At 57.5% G+C, this 15740-nt stretch carries 13 protein-coding genes; 4 read left to right on the top strand and 9 right to left on the bottom strand.

Annotated features, from left to right (window positions below):
- Window positions 1-116, bottom strand: a 116-nt coding sequence (gene blr, locus N6P30_RS19125) for a division septum protein Blr (RefSeq protein WP_200442553.1), incomplete at its 3' end; no start/stop codon positions are given.
- 243 nt (window positions 117-359) lie between these two features.
- Here blr and N6P30_RS19120 point away from each other — a divergent pair.
- On the top strand, window positions 360-1400 hold the full coding sequence (locus N6P30_RS19120; protein WP_023292621.1) for an oxidoreductase: 1041 nt from the start codon (window positions 360-362) through the stop codon (window positions 1398-1400).
- A gap of 55 nt (window positions 1401-1455) precedes the next feature.
- On the opposite strand, the gene add is transcribed toward N6P30_RS19120, so the two are convergent.
- The 3 genes from add to malX all read right to left on the bottom strand — a co-directional run bounded on the left by add (window position 1456) and on the right by malX (window position 5367).
- The gene (gene add, locus N6P30_RS19115) at window positions 1456-2457 is read right to left on the bottom strand and encodes an adenosine deaminase (protein WP_023292620.1); all 1002 of its coding nucleotides are present in this window, start codon (window positions 2455-2457) and stop codon (window positions 1456-1458) included.
- 96 nt (window positions 2458-2553) lie between these two features.
- Complete coding sequence (locus N6P30_RS19110; protein ID WP_032663676.1) at window positions 2554-3726, bottom strand: MalY/PatB family protein; 1173 nt, start codon at window positions 3724-3726, stop codon at window positions 2554-2556.
- Between the two features lie 48 nt (window positions 3727-3774).
- Complete coding sequence (gene malX, locus N6P30_RS19105) at window positions 3775-5367, bottom strand: maltose/glucose-specific PTS transporter subunit IIBC (protein WP_023292618.1); 1593 nt, start codon at window positions 5365-5367, stop codon at window positions 3775-3777.
- Between the two features lie 179 nt (window positions 5368-5546).
- On the opposite strand from malX, the gene N6P30_RS19100 reads away from it, so the two are divergent.
- The gene (locus N6P30_RS19100; RefSeq protein WP_021241148.1) at window positions 5547-6575 is read left to right on the top strand and encodes a Mal regulon transcriptional regulator MalI; all 1029 of its coding nucleotides are present in this window, start codon (window positions 5547-5549) and stop codon (window positions 6573-6575) included.
- A 114-nt stretch (window positions 6576-6689) separates the two neighbouring features.
- Here the strand turns inward: N6P30_RS19100 and N6P30_RS19095 are convergent, their stop codons facing one another.
- Window positions 6690-8222, bottom strand: coding sequence for a YdgA family protein (locus N6P30_RS19095; RefSeq protein ID WP_023292617.1), 1533 nt, complete (start codon window positions 8220-8222; stop codon window positions 6690-6692).
- Between the two features lie 99 nt (window positions 8223-8321).
- Window positions 8322-9497 (bottom strand): mannose-6-phosphate isomerase, encoded by a 1176-nt coding sequence (manA, locus tag N6P30_RS19090; protein ID WP_023292616.1) that lies wholly within the window; start codon window positions 9495-9497, stop codon window positions 8322-8324.
- 199 nt (window positions 9498-9696) lie between these two features.
- Here manA and fumA point away from each other — a divergent pair, with 199 nt between their 5' ends.
- Together fumA and fumC are read left to right on the top strand one after the other, a co-directional pair.
- Window positions 9697-11343 (top strand): class I fumarate hydratase FumA, encoded by a 1647-nt coding sequence (fumA, locus tag N6P30_RS19085; protein ID WP_023292615.1) that lies wholly within the window; start codon window positions 9697-9699, stop codon window positions 11341-11343.
- A 184-nt stretch (window positions 11344-11527) separates the two neighbouring features.
- A complete protein-coding gene (gene fumC, locus N6P30_RS19080) occupies window positions 11528-12922 on the top strand; it encodes a class II fumarate hydratase (protein ID WP_023292614.1) in 1395 nt (464 codons plus the stop codon).
- Here fumC and tus read toward each other — a convergent pair whose 3' ends face one another.
- The 3 genes from tus to N6P30_RS19065 all read right to left on the bottom strand — a co-directional run bounded on the left by tus (window position 12923) and on the right by N6P30_RS19065 (window position 15560).
- Window positions 12923-13852, bottom strand: a complete 930-nt coding sequence (tus, locus tag N6P30_RS19075) for a DNA replication terminus site-binding protein (RefSeq protein ID WP_023292613.1) — start codon at window positions 13850-13852, stop codon at window positions 12923-12925.
- 73 nt (window positions 13853-13925) lie between these two features.
- The gene (gene rstB, locus N6P30_RS19070; protein ID WP_008500552.1) at window positions 13926-15224 is read right to left on the bottom strand and encodes a two-component system sensor histidine kinase RstB; all 1299 of its coding nucleotides are present in this window, start codon (window positions 15222-15224) and stop codon (window positions 13926-13928) included.
- A gap of 75 nt (window positions 15225-15299) precedes the next feature.
- Entirely contained in the window at window positions 15300-15560 is a 261-nt protein-coding gene (locus N6P30_RS19065) for a hypothetical protein (RefSeq protein ID WP_008500551.1), read from the bottom strand.
- Between the last annotated feature and the right edge of the window lie 180 nt (window positions 15561-15740).

Here is a 15740-nt window from a genome sequence, read left to right as displayed (position 1 = left end):
TGAGCGACGGTGACAGGCTCCGGCGGCTGGTAGTTATCGATATGGCTGGCAACGCCCAGCAAAATGACCGACACCCCAAGGACAATCCATCCCGCTAATTCAATGATTCGATTAATAATTGACGTCATGATGTGTAATTGTACTTTATCCATAAAGACAGGGCGCAAATGTTACAGCGACGTTTCCCTGACGGCAAGGGCTTTGGGAACGGTTCCCTTAAACAAAATCAGTAGGTTAATACTATGTAACAAAAACAATCCGTATAACCTGCTATTTTACGTCATACGGCACATTATTAATCCGTGCTAATGCCAGACTAGCCAGTGTGAAATAAGAACGACTTAAAAGAGGATGACACTATGAGTGATAATATCCGCGTTGGGCTTATTGGTTACGGGTACGCGAGCAAAACGTTTCATGCGCCTCTGATAGCCGGGACGCCGGGGATGGCGCTGGCGGCGGTATCCAGCAGCGACGCTGCTAAAGTCCATGCAGACTGGCCTTCTGTGCCGGTTGTCTCCGAGCCAAAACATCTTTTCAACGATCCAAACATTGATTTAATCGTCATTCCCACGCCGAACGATACCCACTTTCCGCTGGCAAAGGCCGCGCTGGAAGCCGGGAAGCATGTGATTGTCGATAAGCCCTTTACCGTGACACTGTCACAGGCTCGCGAGCTGGATGCGCTGGCAAAGAGTCTGGGCAGGCTGCTGTCGGTGTTCCATAACCGCCGCTGGGACAGTGATTTTCTGACGGTAAAACGGCTTCTCAGTGAAGGTACGTTAGGGGAGATCCTCTTTTTTGAGTCGCACTTTGACCGCTTTCGCCCGCAGGTACGAAACCGCTGGCGCGAGCAGGCCGGTCCTGGCAGCGGTATCTGGTATGATTTAGCCCCGCATCTGCTGGATCAGGCCGTCAATCTCTTTGGCCTGCCGGTGAGCATGACGGTCGATCTGGCCCAGCTCAGGCCCGGTGCGCAGACGACCGATTACTTCCACGCGGTGCTCAGTTACCCGCAGCGGCGAATTGTGCTGCACGGGACGATGGTCGCGGCGGCAGAATCTGCCCGTTACATTATTCACGGCACGCGCGGCAGCTACGTGAAGTTTGGTCTCGATCCGCAGGAAGACAGGCTGAAAAACGGTGAGCGTCTGCCGCAGGAAGACTGGGGCTATGATATGCGCGACGGCGTCGTCACGCGGGTGGAAGGCGACGAGCTGGTCGAGGAGACCTTGCTGACGATACCGGGTAACTATCCGGCGTATTATGCCGCTATCCGCGATGCGCTGAACGGCACGGGAGAGAATCCGGTTCCGGCCAGCCAGGCGATACAGATTATGGAGCTGATTGAGCTGGGGATCGAATCTGCCAAACATCGCGCCACGCTCTGTCTGGCATAAGTTTTTGACGTTGCTGTAGGCCGGGTGAGGCGTAGCCGCCACCCGGCAAAAGGGGTTACGCGGTTGCCACCTTATCCCGCAGCGCCTGCTTCTCCGCAGGCGTCAGGAAGGCGATCTCCAGCCCGTTGATTTGCGCCTGACGGATCTGCTCGCGGCTCAACCCCGCCTGCGGGGCCGCGATGTTGTACTCGTGGATGATATCCACGCCCTGAACCGCCGGATCGTCCGTATTCAGCGAGGCCAGCACGCCGTGCTCGAGGAAGGTTTTCAGCGGGTGATGCGCCAGCGTTGCCACGGTGCTGGTCTGAATGTTGGACGTCAGGCACGACTCAATGCCGATGCGCTGCTCCGCCAGGAAATCCATCAGCGCGCGGTCTTCAACCGCCTTCACGCCGTGGCCGATACGCTCGGCACCCAGCTCGCGAATAGCCTGCCAGATGCTTTCCGGGCCAGCCGCTTCACCCGCGTGGACGGTAATGTGCCAGCCGGCATCGCGCGCGCGGTTGAAGTGGGAGAGGAACAGGCTGCCCGGAAAGCCCAGCTCATCGCCGGCGAGGTCAACGGCGGTAATGGCATCGCGATGGGCCAGCAGCGCTTCCAGCTCCTGCAGGCAGGCGGCTTCGCCGAACGTACGGCTCATGATGCCGATCAGGCGAGCCTGAACGTCGAAGGTTTTACACCCTTCGCGGACGCCTTCAATGACGGCTTCCACGACGCCTGCAACGGGCAGGTTGTGGGTCATCGCCATGTAGCCCGGCGAGAAGCGCAGCTCGACGTAGTGCAGGCCGTTGCGGGCGGCATCTTCGATGTTCTCAAACGCCACGCGGCGGCAGGCATCCAGCGACGCCAGCATTTTCACGCCCCAGTCGAGTTTGCTCAGGAAGCTGACCAGGTCCGGTTCATTAGAGGTCACCTGCACGTGAGGGATCAGGGACTCAAGGGTCTGAGCAGGAAGCGTTAAATTGAACTGGCGGCCAAGATCGAGGATGGTTTGGGCACGAATGTTACCGTCAAGGTGACGATGAATATCAGTTAAAGGCAGGCGTGTATCAATCATGGTCGCACTCTTTTCTGGTTAAAGTGCGCCATATTATAAAAACAAAACGGGGTAAAAAGCTATTTGCGCAAGGGAATATTCCGTTGCGCAAATTGATTACAGAAGCGTATTAATGCCGGCAATCAGGCGTTGAACCCCTTGCTCCAGCTTGCTGCGCGGGCAGCCCGCATTCAGGCGTACGAAGCCATTTCCCTCTTTTCCATAGGTATATCCCGGCATGATGGCGACCTTTTGCTGCTCAATCAGCACTTTTTGCAGCGCCCGATCGTCAATATTCAGCGGACGCAGATCGATCCAGGCGAGATAGGTCGCTTCCGGCGGCTGCCAGTTGAGTTTCGGAAAAGCGCGGTTTACTTCCTGAGCGATATACAACAGATTCTCTTCCAGATAACCCCGCAGGGCATCCAGCCACGGCCCCCCTTGCTGATAGGCGGCGATATGCGCCGTTAGCGCCAGCACGGAAGGGGAAGAGAGCCCGTCCCGACCTTTTAACGCGCTGAGATAGCCGTTACGGCTCTCTTCATCGCCGATCAGGCCATATGCCCCCGTCAGCGCCGGAATGTTAAAGCTTTTCGAGCCGGAGGTCAGAAGCGCCCATTTGCTCCGCGCCACTGCGGTCCACGGCGTGTGACGATGTTCTCCCCACACCATGTCCATATGGATTTCATCGCTGATAACCGCCACGTCATAGCGCTCGCAGAGTTCCGCCATCTGCGTCAATTCATCCCGCGTCCAGACCTTGCCGGTCGGATTCTGCGGGCTGCACAGCAGCAAAATTTTGTTTTCCGGTTTCGCCAGCGCCGCTTCGAGGGCTGCCATATTGCCCTGCCAGCCAGCGGCCTGTTTTTCCATTTCAACCGCCACAACACGACGCCCGTTACCCTCTATGGCTTTGTAAAAGGCATCGTATGCCGGGGTGTGAACCACCACGCCGTCGTCGGGTTTTGACCAGAGGCGAATCAGTTCCGAGACCATGTAGATGACGGAGGGGCCATAAACCACGCTTTCGGTATCAATTCGGGTGTTAAAGCGCTGCTGGAACCAGTGTGCGACGGCGGCGAGAAACGCGTCGTTTTTCCAGCGGCTATAGCCAAACACACCGTGATGAATGCGCTGTTGCAGCGCGTCGGTTATGCAGGGGGCGGTGGCGAAATCCATATCCGAGATGGTGAAGGGCAGCAGATCCGCCGCGCCAAAGCGGTCGGCGACATAGTCCCACTGCGTACACCAGGTGCCGTGTCGATCCACGACGGTTGAGAAATCAAACATGCTTTAATCCTTAACGTAAAACCCCCTCATGGTGAGGGGGCGGAGGCATCAGGCTTCTACTGTTCGCATCAGGGTCGCCAGCTCATCTTTCACTGACTGTACCTGTGGGCCGATAACCACCTGCAAATTGTGCTGGTTTAACTGTACCACGCCGATGGCCCGGTTGGCCTTGAGGGCGTTGGTATCCACTTTTGACATATCCGCCACCGACAAACGCAGGCGGGTAATGCAGTTATCCAGCGAGGTGATGTTATCCGCACCGCCCAGCGCCGCCAGAATGGCAGGGGTGTTATAGCCGGATTTGCCCACGGTACCGGCAACCGCCTGTTCAACGCTGGTGGCCGTATCAATATCGCGTCCTGGCGTTTTCAGGTTAAAGCGGGTGATGGCGAAGCGGAAGATCCCGTAGTACACCGCAAACCAGATTGCCGCCACGACAGGGACCAGATACCACTTAGTCGACAGGCCGTGCAGGATCCCGAACACCACGAAGTCGATCACGTTACCGTCAGTGTTGCCGATGGTGACGCCCAGCACCGCCATCACGGTGAAGCCCAGACCGGTCAGCACCGCGTGAATCAGATACAGCACCGGCGCGACGAACAGGAACAGGAACTCGATAGGCTCGGTGGTACCGCCCACGACGCAGGCGATCACGCCGGAAATCAGCAGGCCTTTAATTTTATGACGGTTTTCCGGGCGCGCGCAGTGGTACATTGCCAGCGCAGCACCCGGCAGGCCGCCGAGGAAGGCAGGCATTTTACCCTGAGACAGGAAGCGGGTTGCGCTTTCGGAGAAGCCGTGTGTCGTCGGGCAGCTCAGCTGCGCCTGGAAGATAGTCAGCGCGCCGCTCACGTCGTGACCGCACACCTCCATGGTGCCGCCCGCTTCGGTGAAGCGAATCAGGGCCACCAGGATATGCTGCAGGCCAAACGGCAGGAGAAGACGCTCGCCGGTGCCGAAGATCATCGGACCAAAATCTCCCGCACCGTTAATGATGCGGCCAATGCCGTTGATGCCCATAGCGAAAACTGGCCAAATCAGCGGAATAATCAGGCCAAACAGTCCCATTACCACCAGGGTCACGATTGGGACAAAGCGGGTGCCGCCGAAGAAGGCCAGGGCATCCGGCAGGCGGATATTGTGGAAGCGCTCGTGCAGCATCCAGATAATTACCCCGGCGATCACCGCCCCGAGGATCCCGGTGTCGATGGACTGAATACCAATCACGCTCTGAATGTTGTTGGCCTTCAGCACGGCGGCGTCGGTGGTCGGCAGAATGCCTTTCGCGGTCAGCCAGAAGTTAACCGCCAGGTTCATCACCGCGTAGCCCACAAAACCGGCAAACGCCGCGACGCCTTTGTTCTCGCGGGCCAGGCCCAGCGGGATTGCAATACAGAACATCACGGGCAGGAAACTGAAGGCAAAGGAGCCGACTTTACTCATCCAGATAAAGATCGCCTGCAGCACGGGGGTGCCGAGGAACGGGATCAGCGTGATGACGTCTTTACTGCTGAGCGAACTGCCGATCCCGAGCATGATCCCGCAGAACGAGAGAAGCGCCACGGGCAGCATAAAGGTTTTACCCAGTTGCTGGAAAAATTCCCACAGCGATATTTTTTGTGCTGCTTTCGCCGTCATAAAACGACTCCTTTATTGTTAAAATCAGTTTGTCTGCTTCAATGCTGCGAGAAGATAAAACGTTTTATCAAAGTTTAGTGCGCGCTAAATCACATTCTCAGGCTTTGACTGGTAGTATAAAGATAACGTATTGATAAAACGTTTTACCGATCTCATTTTTCAGGGAGTCACGCCAACACATGGCTGTAGCGAAAAAAGTCACCATCAACGACGTCGCGCTGGCGGCGGGGGTTTCCGTCAGTACCGTTTCTCTGGTACTGAGCGGAAAAGGACGCATCTCTCCCGCGACCGGTCAGCGGGTGAACGAGGCGGTTGAGCAGTTGGGCTTTGTGCGAAACCGCCAGGCGTCGGCGCTGCGCGGCGGGCAAAGCGGGGTGATTGGCCTGATTGTCCGTGACCTGACGTCACCTTTCTATGCGGAGCTGACCGCCGGCTTAACCGAAGCGCTTGAAGCGCAGGGGCGGATGGTCTTTCTGCTTCACGGCGGTCGCGAGGCCGATCAGCTGCTTTCCCGGCTCGATATGCTGCTGAATCAGGGTGTGGACGGGGTGATCGTCGCCGGGGCGTCGGGCGTGGGCAGCGAGCTATGCGAGCGTGCCGCTGAAAAAGGCGTGCCGCTGGTGTTTGCTTCACGCGCCAGCTACCTCGATGAAGCCGATACGCTGCGCCCGGATAACATGCAGGCGGCGCAAATGCTGACCGAGCATCTTATTCGTCGCGGCCATCAGCGCATTGCCTGGCTGGGCGGCAAAAGCTCGTCCCTGACCCGCGCCGAACGGGTCGGCGGCTACTGCGCGACGCTGATTAAATACGGCCTGCCGTTCCACAGCGAGTGGGTTGTTGAGTGTGAGTCCAGCCAGAAGATGGCGGCGGAAGCGATAGGCGCGCTGCTGCGCAGCAGTCCGACCATCAGCGCCGTCATTTGCTATAACGATGTGATCGCCATGGGCGCCTGGTTTGGCCTGATCCGCGCCGGGCGTCAGAGCGGCGAGGGCGGGGTGGAAACCTTCTTCGGCCACCAGGTGGCGCTGGGGGCGTTCGCCGACGTCGGTGAAAACGCGCTCGACGATCTGCCGATCGTCTGGGCCACGACCCCAGCGCGGGAGATGGGCTACACCCTGGCGGACAGGATCATGCAGCGCATCGACAATACGGATGTTCAGGCCGGGCACCAGATTGTGGCGGCGCGGTTAGTGACGGTGAAATAATATCGCCCGGCGTCGCTGCGCTTGCGCGGGCCTACAACGGCCCGGAATCGTAGGCCGGGTAAGCGTCAGCGCCACCCGGCAATAAAAAACCCCTCATGCGAGGGGTTTTGACGTTTACTGCTGCGGTGCCGCCGGTTCGGCTGGCGCTGCCGGTTCAGCCGGTTCCGGCATCCCCAGAGCAGGCATGCCAAACATGCCGACAAAATCCTCCAGCGGCATTTTGTCGCCGTTGAGCGTGACCTGGCCGTTGGCGTACTGCAGGCTGGTGGAAATCGTGTTGTTGTCCACCTTCGTGATGCGGAACATCTGGCCCATGGCCGCCAGACCTTTCACCTGCTGGTTCGCCAGCTTGCCGGCATCTTCATCGCCGTAGCCTTCCAGCTTCGCAATCTGGGTCATAAACTCGGTCGCCATATCCATCGGGATGGTCAGCTTGCTGTCGAGCGACTTCACGCTGCGATCCACTTCCTGCGCCAGCGTCTGCGGTTCACCCGTGGCGGTGGCCGGATCCTTCAGGAACAGCGACAGGTTAAAGCTGGTTTCGCCTTTGCTGTTTTTCCAGCTCAGCGGCGCAACGGTGATCACCGGCTCGCCTTTCAGCAGGATCGGCAGGTTGTTGAACAGCACCGCCATCGCCTGCTGCTGGTACACTTCCGGGTTCTGCTGCAGCGCGGCATCGGTCAGCAGCGCCTGGCTCTCTTTGCTGTATTTCTGGCTAAATTCGTGCCACGCCTGGCCGTCGATGTTGCCGATCTTCAGCGACAGTTTGCCGGTGCCCAGATCCTGATTCTGCACTTTCAGGCTCTTCAGCGTGTAATCCAGCTGGGTATTGATGCTCTTACCGTCTTTGGACACGTCGGATTTGCCGTTGACGTCCATGCCTTCCAGCACGGCCATCTCTTTGCCTTCAACCGCAATGGCGACTTTATCGAGAGACAGTTTCTGATCGCCGATACGCTCTTTAAAATCGGTCATGCGGCTGTTGCCGTCGGCCTTCAGGTTGTTGAAGGTGAGCTGAACTTTTTGATTGTATTCGTTCACGGCGTTGACCAGGCCACTTTCCGCTTCACCCGTCAGGGAGAACACGTTCCCGTCGCGGTCCGCGTCAAGTTTGAAGTGACCACCGCTAAAGGCGACTTTCTCATTCTCTTTCTCGTAGTTCAGCGCTTTCAGCGCGATATCGGAACTGGTGTCACCGGCATAGCTGATGCGGGTGTCGATTTCGAAAGGTGAGGTATTTTTTGCCAGGTCGAACAGCGGTTTGGTGACGTCGTTATTCACCAGGACCGTGTGAACGGACGCCATTGACGGGATCAGGTTAAACGATTTTAGCTGCGCCAGCGGGAATGGACCGTGGCTGACCACTTCATCCAGCACCACGCTCTGACCCGGTTTCAGCCAGCCGTTTTCCGTACCGGCAACCGGCTTCACCACAACCTGCATACGGCTGGTAAACACGCCGCGCTGATAATTCTGGTAGCTCAGCTCAAGGCCCGCTTCCGGCGCGCTGCGCTTAATCTCTCCGTTAGCCTGCGCCACCATCTCAGCCAGGCGTCCTTCCAGCTGTTTCCCGGTAAACCAGGAGGCACCCGTCCAGACCACGCCTAACGCTACAATCACTCCTACCGCTACGACCGATTTTTTCATTGCGACTATCCCTAAAATGAAACCAGGCGGTAAAAACCGCCTGGAGATATTAAGCCTGCAACTAGCTTAGCAAGAGTTGTTAAAAAATTCAGTAAGTGCTTAAAGCTTATTGAAAACGCGCGCCAGTCGACCGGTGCCGCTTACGCTAACCGGAGACTCATTGGCTGCAACGAATGCTGATTCACCGGGCTTAAGCACCAGATGCTGTTCGCCTTTGTGCAGCGTCGCTTCGCCTTCCACGCAGAACAGGATCGCCGCACTTTCCTGTGCGATGGTCGTTTCTGTCTGGCTCAGGTCGTGCAGGGAGAAAGCAAAATCCTCAACCGGAATCGGGAAGTCCAGCTCTGCGCCGTTTTTCACCGGCTGAGTCAGCAGCTCCGCGGCAGGTTTCGCCACGAACTTGACGTTGGCAACCAGCTCGGGGATGTCGATGTATTTCGGCGTCAGGCCCGCGCGCAGCACGTTGTCAGAGTTGGCCATCACCTCCAGCGCCACGCCCTGCAGATAGGCATGCGGAGTTTCCGCGAACAGGAACATTGCTTCACCCGGATTCAGCTTCACCACGTTCAGCAGCAGAGGGGAGAACAGGCCGCTGTCGTCCGGATAGAACTGCGCAATAAGACGGATGGTCTCCCACGGTTCACCTTGCTGGCTCTCCAGGGCGGCTTTCAGCACCGCCAGGGCGTGGGATTTCTCTTCACCCTGCATGTTCAGCAGGCTGGCAAACAGCTGGCTTAGCGCCTCGGCATTCGGGTTTTCAAGGAAATGCGCGATAGCGTTATTGGCACCCGCGACCGGCTGCAGCAGGGAGATAATCTCTGAAAATTCGCGGAACGCGTTCATCGCCAGGAACGGCGTCAGCGCGAACACCAGCTCCGGCTTGTGGTTAGGATCTTTGTAGTTACGCTCGGCGGCGTCTAACGGAATACCCGCCGCGTTCTCTTTCGCAAAGCCGATTTCAGACGCTTGCTTGTTCGGATGAACCTGGACGGAGAGCGGCTGGTCAGCGCACAGTACTTTAAACAGGAACGGCAGTTCGCCAAAGCGCTGAGCCACCTTGTCGCCCAGCAGCGCGGCTTTATCGGCGTCAATTACGTCACGCAGGCTGCGTGCCTGGCCGCTGGCGTCTTCAATTTTTGAGCTGCTCTTCGGGTGCGCCCCCATCCACAGTTCTGCCATCGGCAGGTTGTTTGGGTTCGCGATACCGTAGAGATCCGTTAACGCAGTTTTACTTCCCCAGGCGTAGTTTTGCACTGAGTTAATGAGTTTTTGCATTATCAAGCCCTGATTCAAATGTGGAATAAACTCCGGGTATTAAAGCAATAAACCACATGGAAGTAACCTGTGGATGTAAAAAGTCGTACTAGTCTCAGTTTTTGTTAAAAAATTGTGTAGGATAAGCTGACTCGCTTTTAAGCCGGGCAGCGGAACATCTGCCCTGAATAAACAGACCGAAGCAGTAAGTGAGAGACCAATGTCGAATAAACCCTTCCATTATCAGGATCCTTTCCCCCTCAGTAAGGATCAGACCGAGTATTACCTGTTAACCCGCGATCACGTCTCCGTCTCTGAGTTTGAAGGACAAGAGATCCTCAAGGTGGATCCGCAGGCGCTGACGCTGCTGGCGCAGCACGCTTTCCACGACGCCTCGTTTATGCTCCGCCCAGCGCATCAGCAGCAGGTTGCAGATATCCTGAGCGACCCGGAGGCCAGCGAAAACGACAAGTACGTTGCCCTGCAGTTCCTGCGTAACTCCGATATCGCGGCGAAAGGCATTCTGCCTACCTGCCAGGATACCGGCACGGCGATCATCGTCGGTAAAAAAGGCCAGCGCGTCTGGACCGGCGGCGGCGATGAAGCAGCGCTGGCGCACGGCGTTTACAACACCTACACCGAAGACAACCTGCGCTATTCGCAAAACGCGGCGCTGGACATGTACAAAGAGGTCAACACCGGTACCAACCTCCCTGCACAGATTGACATCTACAGCGTCGACGGGGATGAGTACAAATTCCTCTGCATCGCCAAAGGCGGCGGTTCGGCCAACAAAACCTATCTCTATCAGGAGACCAAAGCGCTGCTCACCCCGGGCAAGCTGAAGAACTACCTGGTTGAGAAGATGCGCACCCTCGGCACCGCGGCGTGCCCGCCGTACCATATCGCGTTTGTGATTGGCGGTACCTCGGCGGAAAGCACGCTGAAGACCGTGAAGCTGGCCTCAACCAAATACTACGACGGCCTGCCAACCGAAGGTAACGAGCACGGCCAGGCGTTCCGCGACGTGCAGCTTGAGCAGGAGCTGCTGGAAGAAGCGCGCAATCTGGGCCTCGGCGCGCAGTTTGGCGGCAAATACTTTGCCCACGACGTGCGCGTGATCCGTCTGCCGCGTCACGGTGCATCCTGTCCGGTCGGGATGGGCGTCTCCTGCTCTGCGGATCGCAACATCAAGGCCAAGATCAACCGCGACGGCATCTGGATCGAAAAACTGGAAAACAACCCGGGTAAATACATTCCGGAAGCGCTGCGTAAAGCGGGCGAGGGGGAAGCGGTTCGCGTGGATCTGAACCGTCCGATGAAAGAGATTCTGGCGCAGCTTTCTCAGTATCCGGTCTCGACCCGTCTCTCCCTGAACGGCACGATTATCGTGGGCCGCGACATCGCGCACGCGAAGCTGAAAGAGCGTCTGGACAACGGCGAAGGGCTGCCGCAGTACATTAAAGATCACCCGATCTACTACGCGGGCCCGGCGAAAACGCCTGAAGGCTATGCCTCTGGTTCATTAGGCCCAACCACGGCGGGCCGTATGGACTCGTACGTCGACCAGCTGCAGGCTAACGGCGGCAGCATGATCATGCTGGCGAAAGGCAACCGCAGCCAGCAGGTAACGGACGCCTGCCACAAGCACGGCGGCTTCTACCTCGGCAGCATCGGCGGCCCGGCTGCGGTGCTGGCGCAGGGCAGCATCAAGAGCCTGGAGTGCGTGGAATACCCGGAACTGGGCATGGAAGCGATCTGGAAAATTGAGGTGGAAGACTTTCCGGCGTTTATCCTGGTAGATGACAAAGGTAACGACTTCTTCAAACAGATCCAGTCTTCTCAGTGTTCGGCGTGTGTGAAGTAGTCTGAAGAAAATGCCGGGTGGCGGCTTCGCCTTACCCGGCCTACATTCTCATAGGTCGGGTAAGGCGAAGCCGCCACCCGGCACCAAAAAGAGCGCACAATGCGCCATACCGTTTCTCAGAAGTCATCAATACTTATCCCTTAAGCATGTGAGCAATCCCGACAGTGTTATCAAGGAGCAAGTAATGACCACGGTACGCCATGAGAAAGACTCGATGGGCGCCATCGACGTCCCGGCCGACAAGCTATGGGGCGCGCAAACCCAGCGTTCGCTGGAGCATTTCCGTATCTCGACTGAAAAAATGCCCGTTTCGCTGATTCAGGCGCTGGCGCTGACCAAACGCGCCGCCGCGAAAGTGAACCAGGATTTGGGCCTGCTGGACGCCGATAAAGCCACCGCCATTATCAACGCCGCAGACGAAGTGCTGGCGGGCAAGCATCCTGACGAATTTCCCCTTGCTATCTGGCAGACCGGTTCCGGTACCCAGAGCAACATGAACATGAACGAAGTGCTGGCGAACCGGGCGAGCGAGCTGCTGGGCGGCGTGCGCGGCATGGAACGTAAGGTCCACCCGAACGATGACGTCAACAAAAGCCAGAGCTCTAACGACGTCTTCCCGACGGCGATGCACGTGGCGGCGGTGATTGCTATCCGCGAGCAGCTTATCCCCCAGCTCAACGTCCTCAAATCCACGCTCAACGAGAAAGCGCAGGCCTTCCGCGACATCGTCAAAATTGGCCGTACGCACCTGCAGGACGCCACGCCGCTGACGCTCGGCCAGGAGATTTCCGGCTGGGTGGCGATGCTGAAACACAACCTGAAGCATATTGAAAACAGCCTGCCGCACCTGGCGGAGCTGGCGCTCGGCGGCACGGCGGTCGGCACCGGGTTAAACACCCATCCGGAGTATGCGGTGCGCGTGGCGGAGGAGCTTGCGGCCATAACCGGACAGCCGTTCGTCACGGCGCCCAACAAGTTCGAAGCGCTGGCGACCTGCGATGCGCTGGTCCACACCCACGGCGCGCTGAAAGGGCTGGCGGCGTCGCTAATGAAAATCGCCAACGACGTGCGCTGGCTGGCCTCGGGCCCGCGCTGCGGCATCGGTGAAATCAGCATTCCGGAAAACGAGCCGGGCAGCTCCATCATGCCGGGTAAAGTCAACCCGACCCAGTGCGAAGCCATGACTATGCTCTGCTGTCAGGTACTGGGCAACGACGTGGCCGTCAACCTGGGCGGTGCATCCGGCAACTTCGAACTCAACGTCTATCGCCCGATGGTGATCCACAATGTTCTGCAATCAATTCGTCTGCTGGCGGATGGGATGGAGAGCTTTAACGAGCACTGCGCGGTGGGGATCGAGCCAAACCGCGAGCGCATCAGCCAGCTGTTAAATGAGTCGCTGATGTTGGTGACCGCGCTCAATACCCATATCGGCTACGATAAAGCCGCCGAGATCGCCAAAAAAGCGCATAAGGAGGGGCTGACGCTGAAAGCCTCCGCCCTGGCGCTGGGCTATCTGACGGAGGCGGAGTTTGATGCCTGGGTGCGCCCTGAGGCGATGGTTGGCAGTCTGAAATAATCAACTCGCCACGTACAGGTGCAGTCGCGGAATAATGAGCTGAAGCGGCTGCGCCTGAGGTCGGTAGCGGTGCTGGACATTTTCAGCATCGTAATTCAGTAACTCACCAATATCCGGCACGATAGCCCCCTGATCGGCATCATAAAGCGCAATCAGCGGCGTCGGACAGGCGTACTGCACCTGTTTTTGCTGACCGGAGTACCAGACGCGAGCGATAGGCTGCACCTTCACCGGGCGCTTAATTTTGAGGCGCGTATCAGCCGGCAGCGAGGCGATGCTGTGGTACTCCTGCTCCAGGCGCTCGATCCACTGCTCACGCGACCACGGCGCGACGGTGCGCGGCGTCTTCAGGCTCTTTTCCAGCTGCGCCAGAATTTCATCCCGGGTGAAGTTTTTAATGATGTGCTTATTCGCCCAGCCGAAGCGCAGCGTGGCGGGATGGCGCAGAACCGTCAGCGTGCGATAGGCATTCAGGGTAATTAACCCCGGAAGCTGACGGTGCACCCACTCAAACCGGGCGGCGGGGGCCAGGCCCGACTCTTCGGTAACGATCTTCTCAAATGCCGCTTTCAGACTGTTGATATGGGCAATCTGGCTTTCCAGCGCCTCGCGCGCTACTGCATCGGTTTGCAGACAGATCACGCCCGGCAGCCGTACGGCCGCCTTGCTGCTGCGCTGTTCAGACTGCTGCTGGATAAAAAGATGGCGATAGTGCTTCATCGCCAGTTCCAGTGCGGCCTTGCCGATGTGCTGCTTCACGTCGATGGTGTCCAGCGGATCGTGCTCGGCCCCTTTGGCCACCTCGGGCAGGGTAAAGACGCGCGCGGCCAGCAGGCGGCAGGTCTGCAAACGTTCTGTCAGGGTCAGCAGCTCATGTTCTATTTCCCGAAACGTGCTGTTCAGCCGTTCGATAAGATCGTAGGTCGCCATAAGCACTCTCATTAGTTACAACATACTTATCGTATAGCACAGCACGCCGGGTCAGGCCAGCGTGCGGTTGAAGTCAGGCAGGGACGGGAAGGGCGATGTTATGGTACACCGGCCAGCTAAAGCAGAAGCGCGCGCCGCCGAGCTCGCTCTCTTCGCAATGCACCGTGCCGCCCATCGCCTGCGCGATAGAGTGGACGATTGCTAGCCCCAGACCGCATCCGCCGGTGGCGCGATCGCGGCTGGGATCGAGGCGGACAAACGGTTCAAACACGGTTTCGCGTGCTTCCGGGGCAATCCCCGGTCCGTCATCCTCAACGGTCAGGCGGGCCTGATTGCCCTGCAAATCCAACCCAATCTGCAGCGTACTTTCGCTGTAGCGCATGGCGTTGTTCATCAGATTGTCCAGCACGCGCTCCATCAGGCGCATATCGAGCGCGCCGTAATCACCCGGCGTGACGCGCGTCAACAGCGTGCGCTGCGGGTTTACGCTCTGAACGTCATCAATGTGGGTTTGCAGCCACGCAGGCAGATCTGGCGTGCTGAGGTTCAGCTCGTTTTGCGGGCGATCGAGGCGCGCGTAGGTCAGCAGCTCCTCAATCAGCGCCTCAAGCTGGCCAATGTCGCGGTTAAGCGCCTGAGACTCTGCTTCCGTCAGATTCTCGCTCATCTCCAGACGATAGCGCAGGCGTACCAGCGGCGTGCGCAGCTCGTGCGCAATTCCGTCGATCAGCTGTTTCTTGCTGGCGATAAGGGCATTGATGTTATCGGCCATCTGGTTAAAGGCCACCCCCAGACGTTCAAAGCTGGAACCGCTGTCGAAGTGAATACGCTCTGTAAAATGCCCCTCGCCAAAACGCTGCGCGGCGGATTCGAGTTTCAGCATGTCCTGCCAGTGCGGGCGCATCCAGATAAAAACCGGAAACGCGAGTGAAATGGCGATAAAGGCCATCAGCGCCATGTCCAGCAGGCGCATCTGATGCAGATAATAGAGATAGGGCACCGGCCCGACGGCCAGCACGTAATGGCTGCGCGGAATTCGCTGGATAAAGGTGTATTTCTCATCCAGCGCGACGATATCCCCGTCGCGCAGACGCTGCATGGCGGGCGGGTCCAGATCGAAATCTTTCAACGGCTCAATGCGTAAATCGAATGACAGATTGAGATCCAGCTCTTTCAGGGTTTTCGCCCAGTCGTGTGGCGGGATCTCTCTCAGCTCGCTACGCATCAAATACAGCGAGCTTTTCATCAGGTCATCCAGAGACTGCCTGCCCGCGCGTTCGGCGGTAAATTTATAGACCAGGCCGACCAGCATGGTCATCACCAGGAAGCAGACAAACAGTAAAAGATAAAACTGCACAAACAGCTTTTTCATTGGATCTCACCGCAAAAACGCTATGTGCAGAATATACATGAAAACCCTTCGAGTTTTTCACGTCTGTCGAGCGTGTTAGACGGCTTTCGCGCTGTTTTTTACCTTGGCGATGAATTTTTCCGTCACGGCCAGGCCTTCTGCAATGTGCGTATCAATCACATCCGTTCCGTATTCGCTGATGAGATCCAGCAGTATTTCGTAAGACTGGATGAGTTCCAGCAGGTCAAAGAGCGCTTTTTGATCGGTGCGTGAGGGGGAGGCGTGGTTCAGGGTTGCCTGATTAACAATCCACTCAAGATTGGTTTTTATCGCTTCTACCTGACCGTAGCTATACATAATTCATGAGCTTAAATCCTCATTTCAAGATTTATTGGAGAGATGTCGTGAAAGCTTCACGGCGAAAATGAGTAAAACAATCGCAAGAGCGGGGCGAGCTGAAGAAAGGAGAGTCGAGAAGGTAATTATGGAATAGTTTGCGTGCTTAGCAAGTTAATTGTTGCGCAAACGTAAAAATAA

Source organism: Enterobacter sp. PL1 (assembly GCF_945957325.1).
Lineage (GTDB): Bacteria > Pseudomonadota > Gammaproteobacteria > Enterobacterales > Enterobacteriaceae > Enterobacter > Enterobacter roggenkampii.
The sequence above is the reverse complement of the archived record's forward strand: the minus strand, read 5'-3'. Positions and strand labels throughout refer to the sequence as shown.